Source organism: Streptomyces sp. OfavH-34-F (assembly GCF_022347745.1).
Classification (GTDB): Bacteria; Actinomycetota; Actinomycetes; order Streptomycetales; family Streptomycetaceae; genus Streptomyces.
In genome coordinates this window covers 59,416-85,396 of sequence record NZ_JAKRGC010000001.1, presented here as the reverse complement: position 1 = coordinate 85,396, position 25,981 = coordinate 59,416, and the positions used below count along the sequence as shown (strand labels likewise).

Sequence of the window (25,981 nt, the reverse complement as noted above, 5' to 3'; positions counted from 1 at the left end):
CGAGAATGATCCACGCCGTACTCCACGCACTGTCGATCACACTGTCCATGACGTGGGAGATCACCTGGGCCCTGATCCTGGGCTTCGCCCTGTCCGCGGTGGTGCAGGCCGTCGTCCGCAAGTCGACGGTGGTCTCGCTCCTGGGGGACGACCGTCCCAAGACCCTGGCCATCGCGGCTGGGCTGGGGGCGGCATCCTCCTCCTGCTCGTACGCGGCCGTAGCACTGGCCCGCTCGCTGTTCCGCAAGGGCGCGAACTTCACCTCCGCGATGGCCTTCGAGATCGCCTCCACCAACCTCGTGATCGAGCTCGGCGTGATCCTGGCCCTTTTGATGGGCTGGCAGTTCACCGCGGCGGAGTTCGTCGGCGGCCCCGTCATGATCATCGCGCTGGCCGTGCTGTTCTGGCTGTTCCTGCACGAGCGGCTCCTGCGCCAGGCGCGCCAGCAGGCCGAACGCGGGGTCGCCGGGGCGATGGAGGGCCACGCGGCGATGGACATGTCCGTCCAGCGCGAGGGCTCCTTCGCCCGGCGGCTGCTGTCGGGCGAAGGGTTCACCTCCACCAGTCACGTCTTCGTGATGGAGTGGGCGGCGATCCTGCGGGACCTGGTGGTCGGACTGCTGATCGCCGGGGCCATCGCCGCCTGGGTCCCCGACTCGTTCTGGAGCGCTCTCTTCCTCGACGGGCATCCGCTGGCGTCCAAACTGATCGGCCCGCTCATCGGCCCGCTGGTCGCGATCGCCTCGTTCGTCTGCTCGATCGGGAACGTGCCCCTCGCCGTCGTCCTGTGGAAGGGCGGCATCAGCTTCGGCGGCGTGGTCGCGTTCATCTTCGCCGACCTGCTGATCCTGCCGATCCTGAACATCTACCGGAAGTACTACGGCGCGAGGATGGCCCTCTTCCTGCTGTGGACCTTCTACGCCGCCGCGGTCCTCGCCGGCTACGTCGTGGAATTCGCCTTCGGCGCCCTGGGGCTCATCCCCGACCAGGCCGACGCCACGATCCCGACGGAGGGGATCTCCTGGAACTACACGACGTTCCTCAACATCGCCTTCCTCCTGCTGGCCGCCGCGTTCCTGATCCGGTTCTTCCGCACCGGCGGCCGGCAGATGCTCGCCATGATGGGCGGCGCCCCTGGCAGCCAGGAACAGGGCGGAGAAGACCGCCACGACGGCCACGGCTGAGGAACACCGCGAGCCGGTCGGTGAAGCGCGAGCCCGGACCGGTTGGCGGGCGCAGTCTCGCCGGTGACGGTGTTCAGCGCGTGTGGGCGAGCTCGAGGAACCGGTGGAGGTCGTGTGCGGCCTCCACGGCGCACAGGCCGGTGGCCGCCAGGAGTACTGCAGCGGCGGCCAGGAGCAGGGGCGGGCTCTGCGGCGGGGGTGCGAGGAGGGCCGCGACACGGCGGGGGACGACGCCGGGACTCGGCCTGCGACGGCCGAGGATGCCGAGAGCCGCGGCGGGAACGAGACGCCGGGTGCGGCCGCGTTTGGTGGCGACGGCGGCACGGGCGACGGTCTCGGCAACGGCGCGGCGGTCGCCGGTGTGGCGGGCGGCATGCTCGTCGGCCCAGCGTTCGACGGTGTAGGCGACTGCGGTAGCCAGGGGACGCAGCAGCGGGTTGGCCGCGGCCGCGATCTGGCTGAGGGACACGAACGCGTAGTGGTGGTTCTGCAGATGGGCGCGTTCGTGGGCGAGGAGGATCTCGTGCCCGGCGGGGTCGAGGGCATCGAGCATGCCGTGGGAGATGACGATGCGGCCGGGCAGCCCCGGCATCGTGTAGGCGTCGGCGCCGGGCTCGTCGGTGACTACGACTGGGTCGGAGCCGGGCAGGCAGGCGGCTTCCAGAGCCGCGGACCACAGGGCCCCGGCCCGGCGTACGGTCAGCCGTACGGCGGCCAGGACGGCGAGGGCGAGCAGGACGGCGCCCGCCAGGGCGGCCGGCCACGCGGCGGGGTCCTGGCTGGCGATCACCTCGGGTGAGTAGCCCTTGAGGGCGGCCACGAGCGGGATGCGGACGAGTCCGGCCAGGGCGAGCAGGCCCAGGACCAGGGTGCTGGAGGCGGCCAGCAGCAGGCCGGCGCCGGTCAGCAGCCAGGTCGCCAGGCGAGGCTCCAGACGGCGGGCCAGGGGGCTGGCGCTCAGGGCGGCGAGGGCGGGGAAGAGCAGCGGCAGGTAGACGGCCAAGTGCATCGCTGACAGGGGCTCTCTCTACTCGTCGGTGCCCAGCAGGCGGCGCAGCAGGTCCTCGTCGTCGTCGGACAGCTCGTCGACGAAACGGGTCAGGACCGAGGCGCGGTCGCTGCCGCTCTCCATGACCTGGCGCATGTGCCGGGCAGTCAGCCCGGACTCGTCGGTGACCGGGGTGTAGGCGTAACTGCGCCCGGCCGGGGTGCGTTCCAGTACGCCGCGGGTGTGCAGGCGCCCGAGTGTCGTGGCCACTGTGGTGTGGGCCGGGCCGTTCGACAGTCGTTCGGCGACCTCGCCTGGGGTCAGTGCCCGGCCGGCGGTGTGCAGCAGGGCGAGGACCTCGTTCTCCAAGGCCCCGTTCGCCCGGCGCCCGCCACCCGCGCCCGGCGCCTGTTCCTGCGCGCCCACGCTCATCCCCCCTTTTGCTTCGTCGTCTACAGTCCACAGTAACTTCTATTCGCGAATAGAAGTTACTGTGGTCGTCGTCCGTGCCGAGCCGTGCCCTGCCCGTGCCGTTGTTTCTGCCTGCCCAGACAGGATGCCCGATGCCCCGTTCCCCAGCCGCTCCGCCCCACGCCGCCGGCGTGCGGTGGTGGCCGGCCGCCGTGCTGGTGCTGGTGTGCTCGGTCTCGCTGGCCGCCCTGATAGGGGTGACCGCCTCGGCGCACGGGGCGCCGTTCGCGGTGGACCGTGCGCTGCACGGCTGGGTGGTGGAGCACCGGACCTCCTGGGCTGCCGTCGTGGCGGTGGCGGTCACGGTGACCGGCAGCGGAGTACCGGCCTACCTGCTGGCGGCCTTCGCCGGATCCGTCCTCTGGCCGGCCGTCCGGTGGCGCGGGGCACTGGCCGGGGCCTTGGCCCTGGTGTCGGTGCAGGTGCCGCGCATCGCCCTGGCGTCGTGGCTCGCCCGGCCGCGTCCGCCCGCCGCCGACTGGGCGTGGTCGGCGAGCGGGTACGCGATGCCCTCAGGGCACACCACCACCTCCGCGGCCGTCGCGGTCCTCCTCGCCGCCGGCGTGTACCGCTCGGTGCGGGGACGGGCCCGTCGCGTGCTGCTCGTACTGCCAGCGCTGTGGGCTTTGGCGGTCGGCGTCAGCCGCATCTACCTCGGCGTGCACTGGCCCAGCGATGTGCTGGCGGGCTGGCTGCTGGCCTCCGTCTGGGCCGGACTGCTCGGGATGTTCCTCGTTCTCCTGCGGCGTCGTAAGGCCGGCGCCGCCCCGTCAAGCGAAGGTGAAGGCTCGTGAGTGCGATCAGTGTGGGACAGGCGATCGTCCTGGGTGTCGTGGAGGGGGTGACGGAGTTCCTGCCGGTCTCCTCCACCGGCCACCTCAAGATCACCGAAGGGCTGATGGGCATCCCGGTCGACGACAAGTCCGTCGTCGCGTTCACCGCCGTCATCCAGGTCGGAGCCATCGCGGCGGTCCTCGTCTACTTCTTCAAGGACATCGTGCGGATCGTCTCCGCCTGGGGCCGGGGACTGGCGAACAAGGAGGAGCGCTACCACCACGACTACAAGTTCGCCTGGTGGGTCATCTACGCCACCATCCCGATCGTCGTCGTGGGTCTCGCGGCCAAACCCCTGATCGAGGGGCCGCTGGCCTCCCTGTGGGTGGTGGCCGGCTCGCTCATCGTCGGCAGCGGCCTGATGTGGGCTGCCGACCAGATGGGCCGCCACAAGCGCGGCGAGGACGACACCTCCCTCAAGGACGCCATGCTGGTCGGCTCCTCGCAGATCCTCGCCCTGCTCTTCCCCGGCTTCTCCCGCTCCGGCGCCACCATGTCCACCGGCCTCATCCTCGACCTGGAGCGCGTCGCCGCCACCCGCCTTTCCTTCTTCCTCGGCATCCCGGCCCTGACCGGCGCCGGCCTGTACGAGCTGAAGGACGCCATCGGCGCCGGAGTGGACACCCTCCCGCTGATCGTCGGCACCGCGGTGTCCTTCGTCGTCGCCTACGCCTCGATCGCCTGGCTGCTGAAGTTCGTCGCCAAGCACTCCTTCAACGCCTTCGTCGCCTACCGCGTCGTCGTCGGCGTCCTCCTGTTCGGCCTGCTCGGCACCGGCATCCTGCACGCCTGATCCCCCGACCGCACCGCCGCAACGCCGCCTCCACCTGCCCGGACAGGAGCCCCCTCCCATGACCGCCCTCGCGCTCGGCCCGCAGTGGCTCGACCCCGACCACCTGATCTCCGTGTTCGGCCTGATCGGCATCCTCGCGGTCGTCTTCGCCGAATCGGGCCTGCTCATCGGCTTCTTCCTGCCCGGTGATTCACTGCTGTTCACCGCCGGGCTGCTCGTCGCCTCGCACCGCTACCTCACGCAGCCGCTATGGCTGGTGTGCCTGCTCGTCGTGATCGCCGCAGCAGCGGGCGACCAGGCCGGATACCTCTTCGGCCGCAAGGTCGGCCCCGCCCTCTTCCGCCGCCCCGACTCCCGCCTGTTCAAGCAGGAGAACGCCGCCAAGGCCGCCGCGTTCTTCGCCGGGCACGGGCCGCGCTCCCTCGTCCTTGCCCGCTTCGTGCCCGTCGTACGCACCTTCACCCCGATCGTGGCCGGTGTCAGCGCCATGCACTACCGCACCTTCATCCGGTTCAACCTCATCGGCGCAGCCCTGTGGGGCACCGGAGTGATCCTCCTGGGCTACTTCCTCGGACAGATCACCTTCGTCACCGCCCACATCGAGCTCATCCTGATCGCCCTGGTCGCCGTCTCCGTCCTGCCACTGGCCGTGGAATACCTGCGGGCCCGTCGTCGACGCCCAGCTTCATGACCAGCCGCCCGCCAGAGCCGCCGCCGGACACTCCGGCCACCGGGCGGCGGGCCGCAGCCCGCTACCCGGTAGCCTGGGAGGAGCAGCGGCCTACGGGCTGCCGCGCGGCGGTGGGGCCCGCCGTACCCGAACCGCGGCACACGCCGCCAACGGTCCCTACTCGTGACCCGACCTGCCCGCACCCGCGGACAGGAGACCACGTGTAGGGAGAGGTATGCGTTCCGAAGAGTCCCGGTCCCCGCAGGCCACAGCAGCCGACGAGCCTGTCGACCCCGACGTCGATCTGAACGACCCTGGGCAGCGACGAGAGCTGAGGCGTTCCCACTACGGCGTCCTCGCCGTCATCGCGGCCGGCGGCGCACTCGGGGCACTCGCCCGCTTCGAAGCCTCCCGGCTGTGGCCCACACCTGCGGGCGCCTTCCCCTGGACGACGCTGCTGGTCAACGCCGTGGGCTGTCTGGCGATCGGGGTCTTCCTCGTCGCCGTCACCGAAATCTTCACCGCCCACCACCTGCTGCGCCCGTTCCTCGCGACCGGCGTGCTCGGCGGGTTCACCACCTTCTCCACCTACTGCGTGGACATCGAACGTCTCGTCGACGCCGGCCATGCCGCGACCGCACTCGCCTACCTCGCCACGACGGCGGCCGCCGCGATGGCCGCGGTCGGCGTCGGCGCGTTCAGCACCCGCCGTCTCCTTGCCGATCGGAGCCAGTCATGACCTTCCATACGCACCCGGCGGTGCGCCTGACCATCGTGGTCGACGACACCGACACCTGGCACCACAAGCCGGTCTGCAGCGAGATCGTCCACCGCGCCCACCGCGCCGGACTTCGAGGCGCCTCGATCTTCCACGGTGTGGAGGGCTTCGGCGGCCGGCAGATCATCCACACCACCCGACTGCTGTCCCTGGCCGACGACCTCCCCGTCGCCGTGGTCATCGTCGACACCGGCGAACGCATCCACTCCTTCCTGCCCCAGTTGGAGGAACTCGGCATCGAAGGACTGATCACCCTGGAAGACGTCCGCACCGTCCACTTCGGACACGACACCCCGGCGGACCGGCCGTGAACGACTTCCTCCTCGTCGCGATCGGCGGCGCCATCGGCGCACCCCTGCGCTACCTCACCGACCGGGCCGTCCAGGCCCGCCACGACACCGTCTTCCCCTGGGGCACCTTCAGCGCCAACGTCACCGGCTCCCTGATCCTCGGCATGATCACCGGCGCCGCCCTGTCCGGCGCCGCCGGCCACACCGTGCAGCTGCTGCTGGGAACCGGCCTGTGCGGCGCACTGACCACCTACTCGACGTTCTCCTACGAGACGCTGCGCCTGGCCGAATCCGGCGCGAAGTTCTTCGCCGCCGCCAACATCATCGCCTCGCTCGCCGCCGGACTCGGCGCCGTCTTCCTCGGCCTTGCCTTTACCCAGGCACTCTTCCCGTGATCCACCACCGGACTGACACGACCGAGGGTGCCCGGAACGAGCCGGGGCCGGCGCAGAACGGCATGCTCGGCGGCGTCGTCCTGAGCGATGTCTTCACCGGCGCCACCCGCGATCTGGACGACGTGACGGGCCTGTTCATCGCCATCGGCCGCGACCCGCGCACCGAACTCTTCAAGAGCCAGCTCGACCTCGACGGCGAGGGCTACATCACCGTCGCGTCCCCGACGACGCGGACCAGCCTGCCCGGGGTGTTCGCCGCCGGCGACGTCGTCGACCACACCTACCGCCAAGCCATCACCGCCGCCGGCACCGGCGCGTCCGCGGCCCTCGACGCCGAGCGCTACCTCGCCGCCCGCGGCACGGCCGAAGCCGAGTCGGCAACTGGTCCGTCGACATCCTCGCCCGCGTCCAGTCGAGCCAGGCCAAAGACCACGTCCGCGAGTTCAATGACGCCCTCGCCCACGGGCGGCGCGAGCCGGCCGTCCGCGAATCCATCCCCCGCGAGGAGCTCGGCGTCGCCGCTTGACGGCACGCTCTCTTCAATCGCTGGAGGGGCGGAGCGGGATGACGTTGTCGGGGGCAGGTCGGTCCTGGCTGTCGGGTCCCCGGAGGATGAGGACGGCTGCTGCGAGGGCCATCAGCTCCGCTCGATGCCGGGAGGCGGCCTCGGCAGCCCGGGAGTCCTTGAGGGCTTCCTTCAGGCGGACGACCTCTTTGCGAAGCCGCGTTTCGACTTCCGGCGTCTGGTGCGTTTCTGTACGTACCCGCGTGTAGAACTCCTCCTTGAGGTCGGCGTGGCGCTTTTGGAGAGCCATGCGGTGAACACCGGCCTCTGCGGCGAGCGCGACCACCGTGAGGCCGCCGTTGGAGCTGGTGGGCTGTCCGGCCAGGAGGCGGTCCATGGCCGTACGGATGCGGGAGCGTTCGTCCTCGTGCTGCTGGTTCATGCGATGGCTTCCTCGGCGGTCTGGGCGGCGGAGTCGTGGGCGTCGGCGAGAGCGCGGAAGCGGTTGGCGGTCCGGCGGAGCCGGTTGCCCAGAGGCTGGGGCACGTTGGCTGCTTTTGCATCGAGCCGGTCGGCGTGCTCTCGTGCCGCGCGTGCGTGGTTGTCGGTGCGGACCGTGTTGCCGCAGCCGAGCTGGCAGGCGAACTGGTTGGGTGCCGTCGCTCCGAGGTCCGGATCGCACAGGGCAGTGTCTCGCTTGAACGCGCAGATGAGAAACGCGTCGGGGTTGTCGAAGAGGACGAGTCCGTCGCGTGCGAGGAACTTGGCGGCGGCCTTCGGGGTGGTCAGGGCGCCTTCGAAGCTGGGCATCGAGGCCGCTCCGACGATCGCCCGCCGCGCTGCCGGGCCGGAGATCTTCTCGCCGGCCGCCGTGGCGTCGCGCAGCCGCGCCGCGGTCTGCGCGGCGGCGAGGGCGGTCTCGACGTCGAGCTCCCCGTGGAAGCCTCTGCGCTCGCGGCTGCCGTAACCGCTGGAGGTGCGGGCATCCAGGGCGGTGCGCATGTGCCCGTACTGGATGGCAAGCGCGACCAGGCCGCCGGGCCGGCGGGCGATGTGCCAGGCCAGGGTTCTGCGCAGACGGCTCAGCCCAAGGCCGCCGTGCGGGTCCCCCGGTACCCGTTGAGCTGGCAGGCCCTGAGCAGTGGCCTCCTGGTTGATCCACGACACGAGGTCCTCGACGCGGCGATCCAGCGTGGCCCGCTTCAGCGCACCGTGGTGCCTTCGCTGGGAGACGATGTCGTGGTGGGTCGAGCTGAACAAGAGCTCGCCCCTGGGGACGATGCGTTCCAGGACACGGATGGCGTTGACGACCGGAGTGATCGCGACCCAAGGGACTGCCCGCTCCTCGCCGGCGGAGACATGGTGCCCGTCGGAGTCGCGGACGTTCTTGTAGTGGTGGGAGCGGATCAGGTGCCGCGGCATGGAGCCGTCGGGATTCGGTTGCGGGTCGGGGCAGCAGCCGGATCGCAGCGACCGTGCCTCCTGGGAGCGCATCCCGGTCAAATACAAGATCACGATTGCGGCTGCCGTAGCCAGGTGCCGCACCAGGATCGGCGTCTCCTCGTAGTCCATGAACTCGCGCCATGCCCGTCCCTCGATCCGGCCTGTAACCGGCACCTGCATCGGGCTGGGGCCAGGCCGCTGAGCCGCGAGTCGGTAGAGTCCGCGCTGGGCGACGATGGTCTGGACTTGGGTCCGGCTGCACCCGGTGACCGCGGCGACGTAGTGGTGGGACAGTGTGACGCCGTGCAGCCGGCTCACGGTGGCGGGCAGCGGTGCACCGGAGTTGATCAGAGGCAGCAGATAGCTCTTGAGAGCTGCCAGGCCCTCGCGGGTGGTCTTGGCGGCTCTCACCTGTGAGTGCATGCGGCGGCGTTCGTCCCAGGCAGCCAGGATGTCGCCGGAGAAGTCCTCGACCAGACGGATCGACCACGTGAGCAGAGGGCCGATCACGGTCGGATCCAGCGGCTCGGTCTTGTTCTCCCCGCCTGCCTTTCCCATCTCGGCGGGTAGATAGTCGTCGATGCCCTCGTCCTCCCAGGGAGGACGCGTAATCCCGCAGGGGCTGGCCGAGAGCTGGTCGAAGGCCCACAGGTCCGAGAGCCAGCGCAGAATCGTCAGGGCATGACCGCGCGTACAGCCGCTGGCGCACTTGGCGGCGTACGCCTTCCAGTGCTCCGTGGTGCAGTCGCTGAACTGGGAAACGCCTTGCCGGTCGAGCCAGCGTACGAACTTCATCCACTGGATGATGTTGTCGCGCATGCTGATCACGCCGTCGCGTGTCCGGTTCTGAAAGCCGCGTTCCCGTATGTACGTGGGGCGCAGCTCGCCGTTGATCAGGACCCAGAGGACACGACGGACCTCGCTGCGCAAGGTGGCCGGACACTTCCTCAAATTGATCTTGTGGATGCTGTCCCCGGGGTTGTCGGTCAGTGGGCCCAGTGACCAGATGTCGTCGCTGTAAACGGAGTTGGCGTGGGTGTTGCCGGCGCTGATCCACCGTTCCATGACGACCGGGCTGTCTGGCTCCGGCAGCGGCAGGATGTAAGGATCGGCCTCGACGGACAGTGCGGTCGTCACGGGGCCAGGTCTCCCTCGAGCAGGTGGTCGATGATCATTCGGTCGCGGTCCGTTACCCGGCCCAGTGCGGCATCCCAGGTGCTCTCGTTGACCTTCGCCCGCAGGTCGTCGAGTCGCTGGAGATGTTCGTCCCAGCGCTCGCGCCAGAGTTTCTCGGGCCAGGCGGAGCGAAGCGAGAGCAGCTGCCGGCGAAGAAGCGCGAGGCGCGGGTGGTGGCCGGTGTGGACCCGGGAGTTCTCGCAGGACAGGCAGAGCAGGAAGTTGGCGCCGCAGCCCCCGTTCGGGTCAGGCCAGGGGCTGCTGTCCTCATCCGCGCAGTCCGCCGTCGCGGTCTCCTGGTGGGCCGCGTCGGCCCTGTCCGTCAGGCGCCCGTGGAAGGTGTAGTCACGGGCCTGCTCAAGGGCCTCCTCGGCGCCCGCCGCGATCACGTCCACGGCCGCTTCCTGAACGTTCTCGTCGGGCAGGACGTAGATGCTCTCGTGGGTGCCGGGCTTGTGCTGCAGCGGCTTTCCCGTCGTGGTGACGGTCGTCCTGCGGGCACGCTGGAAGGGCGAGCCGATGTTGTGGGACCTGGCCCACACTCGCGCATCGGCCTTGGACACCCCGAAGCACAGCGGGCCGACGTTCCGGGGCCGGTCCAGATTGGAGTCCACGTCCGTACGGCGCCGGTTGCGGGCAATCATCAGCAGGTCGTGGCCCGGTGACAGGGCGGCAGCCAGCGCCCGCCCGTGCTTCGTGGCTTCCAGGGCCTGGGTGATGAGCCGTCCCGGCGAGTCCGCGCCGGAGTCGGTGTAGTTCTCCGTGGCGAACCACCTGCCCTCGCCGGAGCGGCGCTTCTCCACCAGGACCTCGTAGGTGACCGTGGTCTTCTCTCCCGCGGACGGGGTGATCACGGGCACGTGCAGACGGTCGTAGACCGACAGGTTCCAGCCGTAGCGGTCGGTCATCATCACAGCCAGCGCCGTCAGCTCCGCCCTGCTCAGGAACAGCCGGCCGGCCGCCCTCCCGCGGTTCTTTCCGCGCAGCAGATGCTCGGCCCGGGTGTAGACCTGCGCCTCCTTGTCCGGGTACCCGGGCAGTTCGCCCGTGGCGGCCAAGCACTCGAGGACGGACGCGACCCTCCACTCACGGCTGGTCGGGTCCAGCAAGCCCGCCCGGTAGCGGTCCAGCAGCGTGGTGTTCTCCCGGATCCGCAGCAGCGCGGCCCGGAACTGTCGCTCGGCGGCCAGGAGCACCTGCTCGCGCTCCGACGGCCGGTAGGACTGCTTGGACGGCTTGCCCTTCTTCGGAACCGGACGGGCCAGTTCCTCGGCGGCCAGGCCCTGCGCCAGCCGCGGCTCGCGCTTCAGCAGCGTACGCATCTTCGCGAGGGCCTCGCGCCCGCCGGGGGTGTCCTTGTGGTTGTTGCGCCAGAGCCGGAGCGTGGCCGAGGTGAGGCCGCCGAGGTCCTCTGCCGGGTAACCCTGGTCTTTGAGGAACCGGGCGAAGACCTCCACGGACCGCCAATACGATTCGCCGCTGGAGTGGCTGTTCCATCCCATGGACTGCGCGGCGAACGCTCGCGCGAGTGCCCCGCGCATCGGCTGCGGTACGGAGAGTTCGGCGAAGTCGAAGACCCGCTTGAAGCCCTCCTTGTTGACCACCGTGACCTGCAGTCCGTCGGCGGCTATTCGCTGGGCCGCCTGGAAATCCGGCGGCGGCAGGACCGCCCGGCGGCCCCGCCCGCTCATGACGCTTCCGCGACGGGCAGGGCGTCAACCAGCACCTCGATGTCCTGGATCCCGGAGGTCTCCCGGGCCAGCCGGGCGAACAGACCGTTCAGATCCTTCGTCTCGTCGGTCTCACCGTGCTCGTCCTCGGTGTCGAAGGCGAGGATCGACTCCAGCTGCAGATGCAGGACCGGGCGGAGATAGTGCTCCTTCGTCGTCTCAACGTCCTTGTGCCCCAACAGGGTCTTCACCAGCCACCACGGGTCGCCGTAGAGCTGGGCGAAGTCCCGCCGGTCCGCGGCGGTCAGCCCGTACTTCCTGTCCATCAACTCGTTGAGCAGGATCAACATGTAGAGCGCCATCGAGTGACGCATGGAGTGGGGCGTCGCGTACGGGACCTTCCCCCGGATCTCCGCCACCCGCAGCAGCCGGGATGTCTCCCGCTCCTGCGGAGTCAGCAGAGCCTGCTCGCACCGTTGGTTGGCCTGCCGGAACACAGTGTTCCAGCGGTCCGGCAGCATGGGCAGGCCCTGCTCGGTCAGCCACAACCACGCCGGCTCTGGGCCCTGTGGCCCCTCGACGAACAGCCACTGCCGCTCGCGCCAGTCGAGCAGGTACAGGTCACGTTGGCCTTGGACGCCGTCGCGGTCGACCCAGTGGACCGTCGAGGTGCGGCCCGTCGTGACCTTCGTGATCAGCCGCATCAGCGGCAACTTCTCGTAGCGTCCCTGGTCCTGGGCCCGTTCGACTGCCCAGGCCCGCTCCGACTCGGCGTAGGCGCTGACCTGGCGCAATGAATCGACCGACGCGTAGAAGGTCCGGTCTCGCTTCGACCGGGACAGCGCTCGGGCCATCTGCCCGTGGCAGTAGCGGCCCGAGCGCAGTGGGCGGGATGGCACTTCGAACGTCAACATGGCGCCGGATTCCTGCCGCCGCAGTCCCGAGCTGAGTGTGAACCCGACGAACGAGGTGTTCCGAAGCTCGGTCCGCGCGTCCCAGCCCGGCACCGGCGTCCTGTCGGGACCAAGGCCGCGAAGGCCCACGTCCTGCCAGAGACCCCAGGTTCGAGGTGTCAGCCACGACACTCGCGAGCTGCGGGCGTCCGCGGCCCGGTCTGTCCGGCGCCTGCTGTCTACCGGCAGCGGCGTGACCTTCCCCCACCGGTAGAGCCGCGTGAAAGCCGACGCTTCCCGATCCCACTTCGCCCCGCTGATTGGGCTCGGGTTGAGTGGCGAGTCGCACCGAAATTCCCTGTACGCGCGCAAGTCACTCTCGGTCGCCTGCCGCCACGGGATCCCGCGTCGCCACAACCAAGTCAGCAACAGCCGGATATCCAGCGCGTAATTCCGCCGAGTTTCCCGCTCCAGCGGATGGAATTCTGCGGAGAGCACGAATTCCAGCAGCTCGGGATCGACCACAAAATCAGGCCGTACAAAAACCGGATCGCCCGGCTGAAGCCCCACCGCAGCCACCGCTGCCGGCAAGTCGTGGACCCCCAGCACCCCCTCCTCCGGCAGCGGCCCCCACCGCTCCGAATCCGGCACGAACACCAGCCACCACTCGTCCATCTGTCACCCCTGTGAGTCCCTTGAACTCACTCAATCATCAGGGAAACACAGATGTGGATCATTCGGTACGCCGGTGACCTGGTAAGAGATCCGGCCGCACTGGCAGTGCCCTGTCCGCACCGGCGCCGTAGCCACTGATGCGGATGGTGCGGCCGGCAGGGGGTGAGCGGGCACGGCCGGGGTGCTGGCGGCGGGTGAGGTGTTGCTCATGGGCGTCCTCGTTTCGGAATGGCCGGGCTACAGGGTGGTGAGGTCGGTGGCGTCGGGCAGTTCGGTGAGGGGCTGTCGCGCGGCGCGGGGGATCTCGAGCCGTGCTCGTGCGTGGTGGACGGCGGTGAGCTGGTCGGCGCTGCCGGGGCCCCAGTTGAACAGTTCGATGACCTGCTCGGGGGTGGCCAGCGCTCGCACGTAGGTCTGCCCGGTGGCGGGGTCGGGCCGGGAGGGGCCGAGGTCCGTGAGGGCAGCTGCCATGCGGACGCGGGTGCATGGCCCGGCACTGTGCTTCTGGTCCGGCAGGTGGCCGAGGAGCACCGGAGTGCTGATGTGGGCGGAGGCCTCTTCATGGGCCTCGCGGGTGAGGGTTGCCGCAGGGTCCTGGTCGTCTTCTGGTTCAGGTGTGCCGCCGGGGAGGCAGGCGGCGCCGTGCGTGGGGTCGAGGAGTACCAGGACGCGGCCGTCGGGGGCGAAGAGCCACCCCCAGCTCTGGCGGACGGGGAGCCCGGCCGGGGCGGGCCCTTCGTGCCAGGGCCAGTGGTGGACGGCGCGGTGCCGGGTGAAGGTGTTCACGCGGTCGAGCAGGGTGGGGGCGAGGGGGCGGCCGTCCTCAAGGATCGCGGGGCCGGTGCCGTTGACGCGGGCGCGCAGGGCGGACAGTGCGCGGCGGGCGTCGTCCGGGGACATGAGGGCGGGAAGGTCGGCGGGTTCGACGAAGTCGACGCCCTCGATCTCGCCCGGGGCCGGGCGGATGGACGCGATCCGGTCCTCGTCCCAGACGCCGCCGTCGAAGACGTGCAGCAGTTCGCCAGGGAACCGTACGGCGGGAGCGGTCCTGCGGCCTGCCGTGGACACCCAGTCGACGGCCAGCCCATGGGTGAGGGGTACCGCGAGGCCCAGCTCTTCCTTCAGCTCACGGGCGGCACCCTGGGCTGGGGACTCGCCGGGATCCAGTGCGCCGCCGGGCAGGAGACGGGTGGGCCGGTAGCCGACGCGCTGGACCAGGACCCGGCCGTGCTGGTCGGTGACAAGGACCGAGGTGCCGGCCCACAGCGCGTGGGAGGCGCGCAGTGCACCGTACGCCTCGTCGGTCATCCTCACGCTGGGACGTTCGTCGGGTGCGGATGTCGTGGTCATCTCCATGCCTTTCTCTTGGATCGGTGGGGCATGCCCGTGGCGGCAGATCAGGCGGTCAGCTGGGTCGGGTCGCCCCGCACGGGGCCGGTGTTGAGACGAGTGAAGTGCTCGGTCTGGATGCGGTGCCGGTCTGCTTCGGGGAGACGGGCGAGGATGCCGGGCAGGGACCGCTCGCGCGCGATCTCCCCGGCGTGCGAGCTGATGGCGCGCCACTTCACCTCGGTGTAGGGGGTCACGTCGATGGTGGTGGTGACGTACGAGTCGGGTACGGCGAGGATGCGCTTGCCGACGCCTTCGAGCAGCGCGCGCAGCGGTCCGACGCCGGAGACGGGGTGTGTGGCGGCGTACATGGCGGAGGGCTGCCACGGGGGGCCCGCGTCGGGGTGAAGGTGGGCGAGAGCTGCGGCTTCGACGGCGAGCAGGGTGATCTGGTGGGTCCGTACGTGGTCGGGGTGGCCGGTCAACTGTCCGACTGCGTCGTGGGTGATGACGATGTCCGGGCGGAAGTCGCGGATGTGGGCGACGAGGTGGCCGACGGCTTCGTCGAGCGGGGCGTCGACGAGCCGGGGCCGGCCGGGCGCGGCTTCGGGGTTGCGGGCGTCGTTGTAGCCGAGCAGGCGCGGCTTGCCGGCGCCGAGGACGGCGAGGGCGTTCGCGAGTTCCGGGGCGCGTCGGCTGTCGGGTGTCCAAGTGGCGGTGACGACTGCCGTACGGGCCCGGGCGGCGTGGTGCTGGGCGAGTACGCCGCCGGCGAGGAGGGACTCGTCGTCCGGGTGCGCGAAGACGGCCAGGATGCTGGGATACACGGGGTTCTCCGGAGCGGTCACGGTACGGGGGTGGCGGTGAGGTATGCGGCGTGGCGGGCGAGGTGGGGTGCAAGGTCGGGGTGGCCGCCGCGCGCGGTGACCTGGAGGAGCTGGGCGAGCGCGACGAATTCGTCGGCCCGGCCGGCGGGTGTGTCCAGGACGTGGGTGAACTCGCGGCGGATCCGGGCGGCCGTGCCGGGCTGCAGGAGGCTGTAGGCGTACAGGAGCCCGATGTCGAAACCGACCGGGATCCGCCCCCAGCCCTCCCAATCGCAGATGACCAGCAGGGGGCCGGTGAGGTTCGCGAAGTGCAGATCCGCGTGTCCGGTGGTCCACGCGATGGGCGGGTCCGGGATGCCGAGGAGGCGGGTGAAGTGCCGGTCGATCCATTGCTGCCGCACCGTCGTACGGGTGGTGGGCACAGTGGCGGTGGCGGCCAGCGCCTCCCGTAGATCGGCCCACCAGGAGGCGGGCAGGTCGAGTTCCCGGCCCAGGACCGGCCCGCCGGCGGCCAGGGCGGGCCGCGGCAGGTATTCGGACAGCTCGGCGTGGTAGACGTACCCATCGGCGCTCCACTCGGCCATGTCGTACAGCCTGGGGCGGGGCACCGACCGGGGGAGCAGTGCGTCCGCGCGCGCGTTCCCGTCCCAGGTCGCCCCCGGCGCCTTGTTCACGGGACGGGCGACGACGCGCAGCCAGCGGTCTCCGGCCCGGCGGCTGAGGGTGCGCCGACGCATCCGGGCACGCTCGGAGGACTCCCGGGGCGGGGCGAACACCGCTGTTGGGGGCGCCTCGTGCGTCGTCATGCCGGTCCGCCCAGCAGCCGGGCCGCCCCGGCGTGCAGGAGCTGCTGCCCCGCTCGGCGCCCGGTGCGTGCCGCTTCGGCGGACGGGCCGACCGCGGTCGTTCGGACCGGGGCGCCGCCGGCGGGGTCGAGGACGACGGCGTGCACGGTCACCGTTTCTGATCCCGGGGTGTGAACGGCGTGGACCGAGGCGGCGGTCAGGCAGCCGCCGCCGAGCGTGGCGAGGGCGGCCCGCTCGGCGTCCAAGACGACACGGGCCGGGGCATGGGTCAGCGGGGCCAGCAGCTTCACCGACGTCTCGTCGTCGGTGCAGGACCCGGCCGGCGTCGTCGGTGACGACTGCGAGGGCACTGGTCAGGGCATGGGCGGTGGGCGGCCGTTTCTCGACGGCCCTCGTACCGGTGGGGCAGGGGCCGCGCAGGACCAGGACGGCCAAGCCGTCCGCGTCCAGGCGTTCCACCGTCGCCCATCCGGCGGTGAGCACGGCGATCTCCTCTTCGTCCAAGGCGATGCCGCGCCGCTCCTCGGGCGTGCTCTCCGCCGTCGGGGTGATGACGACAAGAGCGCCACCGTCCCGCAGCCGCTCACCCAGCCCGCGCAGGACACGCCCCCGGTCCCGCACGAACGCCCACACCAGGCGGAGCGTGATCAGGTCGTACCCCTCCTCGTGCAGCGGGGCGGGGTCGTCGCGCTCGATGTCCAGACGCAGCCAGCGCACGCCCTCGACGCCGGCGTGCTCCTCGCGGGCCCGGGCGAGCGCACTGTCGGCGAAGTCGACGGCGTCCACGGTGTAGCCGAGCAGGACGAGGTAGGCGGCCAACTCGCCGGTGCCGCAGCCCACGTCGAGCGCGCGGCCACCGCCCGGGGCGGGGGCGTGCTCGGCGAGGATCTCCCGCTCCCGCTCACCGACCGGCCGGAACCCCCTGCCCTCGCTGAAGTGCTGCTCCCACTCGGTGCGGGCTGTGTACGTCACCGTGGCTCTCCTCGTACATAGGCGGTTTTGATGTTCAGAGGCGTTGTGCGGCGCGGAGCCGGGCCAGCGTGCGCTGGCCGCGCTCCACGAGCTCGGGATCGCCGTGGGCTGTGCCGTAGGACAGACCAGAGACGGCGTCCATGACGGACAGGGCCATGAGGTGGGCCTCTTCGTCCGGGGTGAAGGGGCGGCCGTACCCCTCCAGCACGGCGGCCAGGAGGTCGGGGCGGCCGTGCCAGGCGTCGGATAGCCTTACGAAGTCCCTGACCGCCGGGCCCTCCTCCGACCGCTCGAAATCGATGACGTACAGGACTTCGGCGGCCTCGTCCCAGCGCAGATTGCGCAGTTGGAAGTCACCGTGTGTGGGCACCGCATCCAAGGCGGGAAGGCCGGTGGCCCTTTCCACGGTGGTGCGGATGAAGTCCTCGTCTCCGAGCGTGAGATGGGGCCGGGCGCCGTTCAGATGCCGCTCCACCTTCCCCGCGGGCGGGAGGGAAGCGGCCGGGCGTGGCGGGGCGCTGGTGTGGATGGCGGCTGCGAGCTGCCCGATGCGGTGGAAGATGTGGCGCTGCTGCTCGGGTGTGTACGTGGCGCCGTGCAGGGGCCGGCCTCCCACCGCGGTGATCACCACGGCCCGCAGTTGCGCGTCGGCGGCCACCAGGCGCGGCGCGGCAGGACCGAGGGTGAGCGCCCAGCCGCGGTACGCGGCTACTTCACGCTGGTGGAAGCGCTCGTTCTGGTGGACCTTGACGTACCAGGTGCCGCCCTCGGCGCCGCCCGCCCGCCACACGCGGCTTTCCATACGTGCCCAGGACACGTCCGTCCAGGTCGCGATCCGGCCCACCGCATGCTCGGCGAACTCCCGCACCTCCTTCCCGGGCCGGGGCGAGCCGGATCCCGGGGCGGGCACGAGGCGGATCCGGTCGGCAGCCGGGTCATGACCGATCGTGTCGCCCGGCTCCTGGAAGTGCAGCGCCACGGGGACACCGGCCCGGTAGGCGTCCAGCCCCGCGCGGCAGTATGCGACCATCGGCTCCGGCAGAGCGTCGTACGCGAACCACTCCATGGCGTCGCACACCTCGGGCTCCATGACCTTCGGCGTCCCGGACCAGCGGCGGACCTCGAAGAAGAACCCGACCCGCGCGCCCCCGGCCGGTGCCCGGTGGTGGAGGGTGACCGCGGCCCGCACGTCGCCCGGATCCACCACCAGGCCCGTCTCCTCGTACGCCTCGCGTACGAGCGCGGTGACGACGTCCTCGAAGGGACCGTCGACGTGCCCGGACGGGAAGTGCCAATGCCCTGCGGCGTACACGTTGCCGGCCCGCCGAGACAGCAGCACCTCCGGCCCCTTCTCGCTTTCGCGGACGGCGATCATGTGCACGTCCACCGCCACCGTGTGCCGCTCCCCGCTCATGCGGCACCTTCCGGCCGGCGCGCGAGCAGGACATCGAATTCCGCCTCCTCGACGAGCCCGCCCTCCCGCAGCACTGCCGGGCCGTGGAAGGTGATCAGCCCGGTGCGGGACGTGATCGCGTTCAGCAGCAGAGACGGATCGCTGACCCCCACGATCGGTTTCGGGTGTTCGGCGATCAGCCGGTAGTCCAGGTTGCGCAGAAGCCGGTTGGCGCTCTTGCCGCCGCCGGCGCAGAGCACCGTGTCGATTTCGGGATCCGAGATGAGGGCGTGGAAGTCGTCGGCGAGCTGGGTCTCGGTCGCGGCGCGGTACCCGTGGCTGGTTGCGGCGTGCGGGGCGAGGACGGGCTCGAAGCCATGGGCGCGCAGACGCTCCAGGCCGCGCTCGAAGATGTCGGGGTGGGCGGCCGGCTCGGCAGCAGAGACAGTGAGGACACCGACGCGGCCCCCCTTGGCCAGGGGCGCGGGCAGGAGGCGGGCAGGCAAGAAGCTCTCCTAACAGGGACGGAACAACGGCCACTTGAGGTAGCAGTACGGGTGCTGAGGGTGACCGTAGGGGGTGTGGGCGGGCGGGAGCCAGCCGCACGCGAGTCGCCGCCCGGGCGCGGGGCGGTCTCCTGCCTGGTCCAAGGAGGCAGCACGCTGTAGGCGAGGACGGTAACGGGCTTGGGATGCGGGGTCGACGTCGTCCCTCGCGGTGATGACGCTCGTTGACCCGCTCAAGGGCGTGAGACAGCGAGCGCGTTGGCCCGTGTGGGACTTGCTCTGCTTGTAGAGTGCGGGGCTTCCGGTACGCCACGACCCTTGTGGAGCTGACTGTGCACGTGCTTCATGGCCGCTTTCGAGCGGCCCCTCTCGGCGAGACCTCGTTGCGGGCCGAGCGGAGGGCGATGACCTGTGGCGATCACTGATTCCGACATTGCGGAAGAGCTCCGCACCTACATCGAGCGCCATCCGCAGGAGGCAGGAGAGCTGGCTGGGCCGCTGCGTCTGCTGGCCGAGGGCCAGGGGTTCGCATCGAGGCGAACCTTCCCGATGCACGTTACCGCCGGCGCGCTGCTGGTCCGGGACGGCGCCGATGTCCTCTTGATCGATCACCTCGCGTACGGGATCACTTTGCAAACTGGAGTAGGAGCGGGTTCCCGGGAGCTCTCCCTCGCCGCGTAGCCGCATCTCAGCAGCTGAACCACCACCTGCAGTCCGAACGCCAGCGATTCAGGATTCTGCCAGTCTCACCAGGATTCCTGGAGAGACTCGTGTAATCTGCCGTGCTGTGGTGGATTCCAGGACACGCCTGCTGTCCGTCGTACGGCCCCGCGGGGGTGGCGACGCGGACGACCCTGCCGAGGAGCCGGTGCTGGAGCCGGGCCTGGCGGACGTCGTCACGCTGCAACGGCGCCAGTCGGCCGCCCTCACCGATGGGGACGAGGAGTCGTTCTTCCTGGACACCGTCGCCGAGTACCAGTGGGCCCGGGACGCGGCCGGGCTGGCGGTCACGACGCTGGACCGGCTGGTCAAGCCGGTCATCGAGATCTGCCAGCACTACGGCCTGGTGCCGTGGCGGCTCACCCCTCGGCAGGTCGACCGGTACTTCGCCGGGCCGGGCAAGCGCGGCCGCTCCACGGTCCGCCAGAAGATGAACCAGATCGACCACTACTTCGCGTTCCTCGAACAGCGCTATGCCGGAGAGATCGCCCGCCGGTTCGGGGCGGCAGTCGAGTCGCCCATCGACCCCTTCAACCGGCCGAAGCACCGCGGGGACTTCGGGCTGCGGGTGCCGCCGTCGCAGCGGGCCACCCGGGAGCTTTTCGCCGGTTGGCGCAACTCGTTGGAGGACGCGCGCAAGCCCGTCATCGCTCGCCGCGACTACGTGATGGGCAAGCTCACCTACATCTCCGGCGTGCGGGCCGCCGAGCTGTGCGGCGTGTGCATCGGCGATGTGCACTGGGAGTCGGGGCAGTGGGGCCGCTTCCTGGTCAACGGCAAGGGAGCCCACGGTTCCGGTCCCCGGCAGCGGGAGGCGTACCTGTTCCAGGAGGGCCGCGACCTGCTGTGGTGGTACATGGAGGAGGTCCGTGGTGAGTTCAGCGACGACCCGGAGGACCCGAGGGCGCCATTGTTCCCTTCCGAACGCCTGCCGCCGGCGGTCGCGGCGCTGAACGTGCCGACGCCGGGGATCGCGGTGACGCCGTCGACGTTCCGGAAGGCGCTGAAGACGGCCGGGCAGCGGTTCCTCACCCGGGCCGGTCACTCATCTACATCCCCACCTGCTAAGACATGCTTGCGCGACCCACAACTATGAGCGCGGGATGTCGCTGTGGGAGGTGCAGAAAATGCTCGGACACGACCGGCCCACGACCACGGTTTCGTACCTCGCGACCGCCCATGCGGATCCTGAGCTGGCGAGCCTGGAGGCTTCCGGGCGGGCCGTGCAGCGACTGGTGATGGACAAGGGGAATCTGCGGTGAAGTGGAATCTGCGCTGGGCAGCGGCCAAGCGTGACATCTGGCGGCCCAGCGACCTGCTGGCCGCGTTCCAACAGGTCGGCTTCAACCCGTCGTTGAGCAAGGTCGCCGCCCTGTGGGGTGGCAAGCCGATCTCGGTGAGGCTGGACGACCTGGACAAGATGTGCGCCGCGCTGAACTGCACGGTCGCCGATCTGCTGGAGGCCGAGCCGCTGGCCGCCGCCGACGGAGGAGAGCGGGAGACCGGCCAGCGGGCGGTGGGGGCCGAGGACGGAGCGGACCGGCCGGCGGTCCGACCGATCCCACGCAAGGGCCAAGGCCGCTCGCGCCGGTCGCTGCCGCCGAACTGACGCCGTGGCACGACGGAAGGCATGGCCCGTCGGGCAGTGCCGGGTCTGCCTGGGCTGGGGCGAGAAACCGCAGTACGCCGACTGCGTCGCCTGCTCGTCCTGGCGGCATCTGCATCCCGAGCAGGCACCCTGTCGCCGCTGCGGGCACGCCGGCCACCTCAACACCGATGGGCTGTGCCGTCTGTGTCTGCAGGTCATCCGGACTTTCGACGCCGAATGGATCGCCGACCCTGTCGCCGGGCGGCCGTGCCAGCTCGCGCTGATCCTGCCCGGCGTCCGTCTGCCCAGGTCACAGCCGATCGACCGCCCGCTGAAGGGGCGGCCGCGCGACGGGAGCCGGCCGCGGTCCTGGCTGGATCGTCAGCGGATCGCGTCGGCCGAGCCGAGCGACGACCCGCGCGTGTGTCCGCCGGCCGTACGCGGCCAGCTCCTCCTGTTCCGCCCGCGTCGACAGCTCGCCCAGGAGCATGTCCGGCGCATCCGCGACCGGGACCTCGCGGACTACGACCGCCTCCAGGCCATCGCCATCGCCCAGGCCGCCGAGCAGGGCTTCAGCAAGGCGTGGTGGCGGGCGGCCTGCTGGATGATCCGGCTGGCCCTGGCCGTCCGGGGCGCCGACGGCGAGGCTCTGGTCGCCGAGGAAGTCCTTGACGATCTGCCCCGCAGCCAGAGCGCGGTCGCCGACATCCTGCGCGAGGCCGGTCTTCTCCGCCCCCGCCTTCGTCGTCGGCCCATCATCCCGCCCAAGCCGCACCGCAGCTGTCGGCACTGCGACTGCTGGGGCTTCCGCTCTGTCTGCTCGGGCTGCAGCAGCTGGAGCACGTGGCCGGGCAGACACCCGGTCGGCGACTGCGGTCGCTGCGGACGCCGAAGTGTCCCGCTGCTGAACGGCATCTGCCGGGCCTGCTGTCTCCACATCGACCAGCACGGCCCCGACGCACGAAGAGGGATATGGACTCAACTGTGGTTCGGCGGTGACCTCGCACCCAGGCTCGCGATCCGCCCCGGGGCTCTCGGCTACGACGCACCGCACCACAAGGCCCGGAAACGAGCCGCCGCCGCGCGCCCGCCCGCACCACCGACATCGCCGCACCTGGTGAACCCGGCCCAGACCGCGCTGTTCGACGCCCGGCGCGACTGGACCTGCATCACCGTCGGCGAGCTGGACCGCCTGCCTTCCCTCACCCTTGCGGCCGAGGTCCTGCTCGACGAGTTCCGGCACCATGCGGAGCAGCAGGGCTGGGACGAACAGGTGCGGCGTCTCGCCGCTCGCAGCCTCCGCATCCTGCTTGCCCGCCTCGGCGCCGATGCCCCCATCCACGAGGCCGACATCCGGTCGCTGCCCGCCGACCGGCCGGGCACCAGCGCACGGCGAATCCTGCAGTTCCTGACCCGCCGCGGCCTGGTCGTCCCCGACCCCGCCCGGCAAGTCGACATCCACCAGCGGGCCATCGACCAGCGCATCCAGACCTTCCCCGAGGACATCGCGGATGAACTCCGCCGCTGGGTCCTGGTCCTTCGGGGCGAAGGCCGCCGCGAACACGCCGCGATGCCGTTCGAGACGATCCGCAAGTACCTCGGCTACCTCCACCCGGCCCTGAAGGACTGGGCCGCCCGCGTCACCAGCCTGCGCGAGATCACCAAGGACGACATCCGGGACGCCCTCGCCCAACGGCGCGGTCCGACGGGCCGGGATCTCCTCAGCGCACTGCGCAGCCTCTTTCAGGCCCTCAAGCAGGAACGGCTGATCTTCCGCGACCCCACCCGCGGGACCTCGCTGTCCACCTCCGAACGTCTACCCGTCCCCATTCCCACCGACCGACTCCGCGGCCTGATCGACCGAGCCGGCACACCGATGGCCAAGCTCGTCGTCGCGCTCGTCGCCATCCACGGGCTCGGCCGACGTGAGACCCGCTGCCTCCTCCTGGCCGATCTCGACCTCGCTCGCGGCCGTCTGACGGTCCGGCGGCAACTAGGGCACACCGTCTACCTCGACGAACTCACCCACATCCTCGCGAGCGACTGGCTCCGCGACCGCCACCAGCGGTGGCCCCTGACGGCCAACCCCTACCTCCTGGTCAGCCAGCAGACCGTGGCCGACGACCGGCTCCCGCCCGTCTCCACCATGGTCATGAACGACATCTTCCGGCCCCTCGGCCTGACTCTGTCCAAGCTCCGCCAGGACCGCATCCTCGACGAAGCCCGCCAGACCGCCGACCCCGTCCACCTCATGCGCGTCTTCGGTATCGCCGCCGAGACCGCGATGAAGTACATCTACGCCGCTCACCCCGAACGCACGTCGAAGCTACCCAGATAGCCATCACCGAGATTTGCCGAGCGCCGTCAGGGCGTGACCTTGCCCGCAGCCTTCACCTGCTTGACCGCATTGACCACGAAGGCTTTGACCTGCTGAAGAACCTCGTCGCACTGGTCACGGACTGCTGTCATCGTCCGGTCTCGGCGGCTGGAACTGCCTCGGCCGGTCGGATCGACGAGGTCGAGTTCATGGGCGATCTCGTTGCGCGCGGCGAAAAACGGGCTCAGCCCCGCCAGAGAACTGTCGCTTATGTCTGACTCTGGGATGCCGAGGGCGTTCCGCACCCTCTGTAGGTCCTTGTGCCCTTGCAGACTGGAGCCCGTCAGAGCCTCTACATAGATGTCGATCAGCTTCGTCCTGGGGTCGGGGTCAATGACTGCGGCCCTGAAAGCCTTGCTGGCCTTCTCGTTGAGTTGCTCGCTGATGAACTGTTTGAACTTGCCCTCGGCTGCACTGTTCCCGTTGACCAGGGTCGGTAGCGCGTCCTTGAGCAGTCGCCGGAGGCAAGCGTCCAGGCCGGCTGAGGTGAATACGATTGCGGCCCTGAGCTGGTCCGTTTGATCGTGTGACAGCCGCCCCCGCGGGTCGGTGTCCCCAGCGGACTTCAGCCGGATCACATGGAGGGTGTCGAACAGCCCAGAGACACTCTCGTGGGCCCCCTTGAGATACTTCCAGGAGCCTGACACCTCATCCGGGCAAGCCCTCGGCCGGCTGCCGAGCGGAGTCAGTTCCAACTTAGTGATCTTGCTGGTGGCCTTGGTCGACGCCATCGTGTCCTTGATCCCCTCACCACACGCGCGGCCCCCAGCCCTCTGGCCACGACGCCGACAAGGGCAATTTGGGGGCCGCTGCGCATCTCAACCCGTCTGCTGGTGCTATATCTATCGTGAATGACGCGCGGGTTCAGGTCATGGGCAGCCCGAGAATCTCGGAACCCGCGCGCTTCCCGGCCCGGCGGCATCGCCTACCACCACGTCGCCGACACCTACATCGCGCTGTTCACCCACTTCATCCCCTGCGGGGTGTGGGAGGCCGTCTACATCATCGAGGGGCTGCTGAAGAACGAGTCCGAGATCCAGCCGACCACGATCCACGCGGACACGCAGGGCCAGAGCTACCCGGTGTTCAGCCTGGCCCACCTGCTGGGCTTCGAGCTGATGCCCCGGATCCGCAACTGGAAGGACCTGGTGTTCTTCCGTCCCACCCGGCAGACCACCTACGTGCACATCGACGCGCTGTTCGGCGAGGTGGGGCGCAACGTCATCGACTGGGACCTCATCGAGCAGCACTTCAAGGACTTGATGCGGGTCGCGCTGTCGGTGCGCGAGGGCAAGGTGTCCTCCGTGCTGCTGCTGCGGCGCCTGCGCTCCGGGTCGCGCAAGAACGCCCACTACGCGGCGTTCCGCGAGGTGGGCCGGGTGATCCGCACCGTCCAGCTGCTGCGCTACCTGACGGACCCGCAGATGCGCCGGCGGGTGACGGCCGCGACCAACAAGGTGGAGGCGTACAACGGCTTCTCCGAGTGGGTGCGCTTCGGCAACCGGGGTGTCATCACCGACAACGACCCGGTCGAGCAGGAGAAGGCGGTCAAGTTCAACGCCCTGCTCGCCAACTGCCTGATCTTCCACAACACCCTGGACATCGCCCAGGCGGTGCGGGAGCTGCAGGCCGAGGGCTGGAAGGTCGAGCCCGAGGACCTGGCGGAGGTCTCGCCCTACCTGACCGAGAAGATCATGCGGTTCGGCGAGTACTCCACCCACGAACTCGACCTGGCGCCGGAGGCGTACGAGCCGCACCTGGACGTCGACTTCGCCAAGCTCGACCCGCAGGACCAGGCCGTCCCCGGGCGGTAGCGCACGTGCTTGGGGTGGTCGAATCCGCGCAGGCGGCTTCGACCACCCCCGGCCGCTGGCGCCGGACCTGCGGCACCTACGCGACCCGTGCAGCGGCGACGAGACCGACACGACGAGGACGGATGGCTGCGGGCCCCTTGCTCGGGGTGCCCACTGCATTCATGCCGCGTTCTCGCTCGCGTCGTCGGTCGCGGCGGCGTGTTCGGGCGGTGCGGTGAGGTGCCGGGTGGCGTCCAGGGTTTCCCGAATGTGCTGGGCGAGGGGGCGCTGGTCGGGGTCGTTGATCCAGCGTTCGAAGGCGACCTTGAAGGCGGCGATCCCGATTTCGGCCGCGAGTGCCGCAGTGGTGGCATCCAGACCGCGTTCCCGGAGCGCGCGGTCGAGGGTGGAGACGAGTGAGGCCTGTTTGGCCAGTTCGCGTTCCTGCAGTTCGGGATTGGCGGCGATGACGGCTTGGCGCTGGCGTACCAGGTCTTCGCGTTCTTCGAAGACGGAAGCGGCTTCGGTCAGGGCGTGGGTGATCACCTCCAGCGGCGCCAGAGGGCTGGCGGCGGTGGCCGTGGCGTGCGCGAGGACATCGGCCAGGGCGTTGGACTGGAAGAGGACTTCCCGTTTGTCGGCGAAGTGCCGGTAGAAGGTCCGTTCGGTGACCTCGGCGCGGGCGGCGATTTCCGCGACGGTGGTGGCGTCGAAGCCCTGGTGGTTGAAGAGCTCCATCGCCGCCTTCTCAAGGCGGCCTCGTGCGTCGGGTTTCCATCGGCTCATGCCCCGATCCTACCCCGCGATGACAGGATCTGACATCAAAGTGATGACAGATCCTGACATGGGTGCTACGGTGATGTCACGAACTGACATCATGGCTCTTCGCCCCTGGTGAGGAGCCC

Annotated in this window: 26 protein-coding genes and 2 pseudogenes; 14 read left to right on the top strand and 14 right to left on the bottom strand. The window is 70.1% G+C overall.

Going from position 1 to position 25,981, the window contains the following annotated elements; all coding sequences use genetic code 11:
- Positions 1–8 precede the first annotated feature (8 nt).
- Positions 9–1,184: a permease gene (locus tag MHW47_RS00430; protein ID WP_189898598.1), complete on the top strand. Its 1,176-nt coding sequence runs from the start codon at positions 9–11 to the stop codon at positions 1,182–1,184.
- 73 nt (positions 1,185–1,257) lie between these two features.
- On the opposite strand, the gene MHW47_RS00425 is transcribed toward MHW47_RS00430, so the two are convergent.
- Together MHW47_RS00425 and MHW47_RS00420 are read right to left on the bottom strand one after the other, a co-directional pair.
- Positions 1,258–2,193, bottom strand: coding sequence for a M56 family metallopeptidase (locus MHW47_RS00425; protein ID WP_189898468.1), 936 nt, complete (start codon positions 2,191–2,193; stop codon positions 1,258–1,260).
- 18 nt (positions 2,194–2,211) lie between these two features.
- Entirely contained in the window at positions 2,212–2,598 is a 387-nt protein-coding gene (locus MHW47_RS00420; protein ID WP_239220542.1) for a BlaI/MecI/CopY family transcriptional regulator, read from the bottom strand.
- Positions 2,599–2,735: 137 nt separating this feature from the next.
- Between MHW47_RS00420 and MHW47_RS00415 the strand changes: the two genes are divergently transcribed.
- From MHW47_RS00415 to MHW47_RS00385, 7 genes and pseudogenes are all read left to right on the top strand, one after another.
- Entirely contained in the window at positions 2,736–3,437 is a 702-nt protein-coding gene (locus tag MHW47_RS00415) for a phosphatase PAP2 family protein (RefSeq protein WP_189898471.1), read from the top strand.
- Positions 3,434–4,270 carry an undecaprenyl-diphosphate phosphatase gene (locus tag MHW47_RS00410; RefSeq protein WP_189898473.1) on the top strand — a complete coding sequence of 279 codons (837 nt, stop codon included), beginning with the start codon at positions 3,434–3,436 and terminating at the stop codon, positions 4,268–4,270. The genes MHW47_RS00415 and MHW47_RS00410 overlap by 4 nt, the downstream gene beginning before the upstream one ends.
- A gap of 58 nt (positions 4,271–4,328) precedes the next feature.
- The gene (locus tag MHW47_RS00405) at positions 4,329–4,961 is read left to right on the top strand and encodes a DedA family protein (protein WP_189898475.1); all 633 of its coding nucleotides are present in this window, start codon (positions 4,329–4,331) and stop codon (positions 4,959–4,961) included.
- Between the two features lie 214 nt (positions 4,962–5,175).
- Positions 5,176–5,679: a CrcB family protein gene (locus MHW47_RS00400; protein ID WP_189898477.1), complete on the top strand. Its 504-nt coding sequence runs from the start codon at positions 5,176–5,178 to the stop codon at positions 5,677–5,679.
- Complete coding sequence (locus MHW47_RS00395; protein ID WP_189898479.1) at positions 5,676–6,029, top strand: DUF190 domain-containing protein; 354 nt, start codon at positions 5,676–5,678, stop codon at positions 6,027–6,029. The genes MHW47_RS00400 and MHW47_RS00395 overlap by 4 nt, the downstream gene beginning before the upstream one ends.
- On the top strand, positions 6,026–6,403 hold the full coding sequence (gene crcB, locus MHW47_RS00390; RefSeq protein ID WP_189898481.1) for a fluoride efflux transporter CrcB: 378 nt from the start codon (positions 6,026–6,028) through the stop codon (positions 6,401–6,403). Before MHW47_RS00395 ends, crcB begins: the two co-directional genes overlap by 4 nt.
- 65 nt (positions 6,404–6,468) lie before the next feature.
- Positions 6,469–6,795 (top strand): annotated as a pseudogene (locus tag MHW47_RS00385) (FAD-dependent oxidoreductase); the annotation flags it as partial.
- A gap of 147 nt (positions 6,796–6,942) precedes the next feature.
- Here MHW47_RS00385 and MHW47_RS00380 read toward each other — a convergent pair.
- From MHW47_RS00380 to MHW47_RS00340, 10 genes and pseudogenes are all read right to left on the bottom strand, one after another.
- Entirely contained in the window at positions 6,943–7,350 is a 408-nt protein-coding gene (locus MHW47_RS00380; RefSeq protein ID WP_189898483.1) for a hypothetical protein, read from the bottom strand.
- The gene (locus MHW47_RS00375; protein ID WP_189898484.1) at positions 7,347–9,488 is read right to left on the bottom strand and encodes an integrase; all 2,142 of its coding nucleotides are present in this window, start codon (positions 9,486–9,488) and stop codon (positions 7,347–7,349) included. Before MHW47_RS00375 ends, MHW47_RS00380 begins: the two co-directional genes overlap by 4 nt.
- Positions 9,485–11,218, bottom strand: coding sequence for a hypothetical protein (locus MHW47_RS00370; protein ID WP_189898486.1), 1,734 nt, complete (start codon positions 11,216–11,218; stop codon positions 9,485–9,487). The genes MHW47_RS00375 and MHW47_RS00370 overlap by 4 nt, the downstream gene beginning before the upstream one ends.
- Positions 11,215–12,765 (bottom strand): integrase, encoded by a 1,551-nt coding sequence (locus MHW47_RS00365; protein ID WP_189898487.1) that lies wholly within the window; start codon positions 12,763–12,765, stop codon positions 11,215–11,217. The genes MHW47_RS00370 and MHW47_RS00365 overlap by 4 nt, the downstream gene beginning before the upstream one ends.
- 237 nt (positions 12,766–13,002) lie before the next feature.
- Positions 13,003–14,115: an NUDIX hydrolase gene (locus MHW47_RS00360; RefSeq protein ID WP_239220541.1), complete on the bottom strand. Its 1,113-nt coding sequence runs from the start codon at positions 14,113–14,115 to the stop codon at positions 13,003–13,005.
- 47 nt (positions 14,116–14,162) lie between these two features.
- Complete coding sequence (locus MHW47_RS00355) at positions 14,163–14,921, bottom strand: PIG-L deacetylase family protein (protein ID WP_239220540.1); 759 nt, start codon at positions 14,919–14,921, stop codon at positions 14,163–14,165.
- Between the two features lie 802 nt (positions 14,922–15,723).
- A complete protein-coding gene (locus MHW47_RS36050; RefSeq protein ID WP_374230034.1) occupies positions 15,724–16,017 on the bottom strand; it encodes a hypothetical protein in 294 nt (97 codons plus the stop codon).
- Between the two features lie 292 nt (positions 16,018–16,309).
- A pseudogene (locus tag MHW47_RS36045) lies at positions 16,310–16,567 on the bottom strand (class I SAM-dependent methyltransferase); the annotation flags it as partial.
- Between the two features lie 166 nt (positions 16,568–16,733).
- The gene (locus tag MHW47_RS00345) at positions 16,734–18,113 is read right to left on the bottom strand and encodes a phosphotransferase (protein ID WP_239220538.1); all 1,380 of its coding nucleotides are present in this window, start codon (positions 18,111–18,113) and stop codon (positions 16,734–16,736) included.
- Positions 18,110–18,598 carry an LD-carboxypeptidase gene (locus tag MHW47_RS00340; RefSeq protein WP_239220537.1) on the bottom strand — a complete coding sequence of 163 codons (489 nt, stop codon included), beginning with the start codon at positions 18,596–18,598 and terminating at the stop codon, positions 18,110–18,112. The genes MHW47_RS00345 and MHW47_RS00340 overlap by 4 nt, the downstream gene beginning before the upstream one ends.
- A gap of 411 nt (positions 18,599–19,009) precedes the next feature.
- Between MHW47_RS00340 and MHW47_RS00335 the strand changes: the two genes are divergently transcribed.
- The 5 genes from MHW47_RS00335 (at position 19,010) to MHW47_RS00315 (ending at position 23,244) form a co-directional block, all read left to right on the top strand.
- Positions 19,010–19,279, top strand: a complete 270-nt coding sequence (locus MHW47_RS00335; protein ID WP_239220536.1) for a hypothetical protein — start codon at positions 19,010–19,012, stop codon at positions 19,277–19,279.
- 109 nt (positions 19,280–19,388) lie between these two features.
- Complete coding sequence (locus tag MHW47_RS00330; protein ID WP_239220535.1) at positions 19,389–20,414, top strand: site-specific integrase; 1,026 nt, start codon at positions 19,389–19,391, stop codon at positions 20,412–20,414.
- Positions 20,415–20,421: 7 nt separating this feature from the next.
- Positions 20,422–20,580: a hypothetical protein gene (locus tag MHW47_RS00325; protein ID WP_239220534.1), complete on the top strand. Its 159-nt coding sequence runs from the start codon at positions 20,422–20,424 to the stop codon at positions 20,578–20,580.
- Positions 20,577–20,927 (top strand): helix-turn-helix transcriptional regulator, encoded by a 351-nt coding sequence (locus tag MHW47_RS00320; protein ID WP_239220533.1) that lies wholly within the window; start codon positions 20,577–20,579, stop codon positions 20,925–20,927. The genes MHW47_RS00325 and MHW47_RS00320 overlap by 4 nt, the downstream gene beginning before the upstream one ends.
- A gap of 4 nt (positions 20,928–20,931) precedes the next feature.
- Positions 20,932–23,244, top strand: coding sequence for a hypothetical protein (locus MHW47_RS00315; protein WP_239220532.1), 2,313 nt, complete (start codon positions 20,932–20,934; stop codon positions 23,242–23,244).
- Positions 23,245–23,270: 26 nt separating this feature from the next.
- On the opposite strand, the gene MHW47_RS00310 is transcribed toward MHW47_RS00315, so the two are convergent.
- A complete protein-coding gene (locus MHW47_RS00310) occupies positions 23,271–24,014 on the bottom strand; it encodes a hypothetical protein (protein ID WP_239220531.1) in 744 nt (247 codons plus the stop codon).
- 120 nt (positions 24,015–24,134) lie between these two features.
- Here MHW47_RS00310 and MHW47_RS00305 point away from each other — a divergent pair, with 120 nt between their 5' ends.
- The gene (locus MHW47_RS00305; protein ID WP_239220530.1) at positions 24,135–25,097 is read left to right on the top strand and encodes a transposase; all 963 of its coding nucleotides are present in this window, start codon (positions 24,135–24,137) and stop codon (positions 25,095–25,097) included.
- 159 nt (positions 25,098–25,256) lie between these two features.
- Here MHW47_RS00305 and MHW47_RS00300 read toward each other — a convergent pair whose 3' ends face one another.
- Positions 25,257–25,862 carry a TetR family transcriptional regulator gene (locus MHW47_RS00300; RefSeq protein WP_239220529.1) on the bottom strand — a complete coding sequence of 202 codons (606 nt, stop codon included), beginning with the start codon at positions 25,860–25,862 and terminating at the stop codon, positions 25,257–25,259.
- Positions 25,863–25,981: the final 119 nt, after the last annotated feature.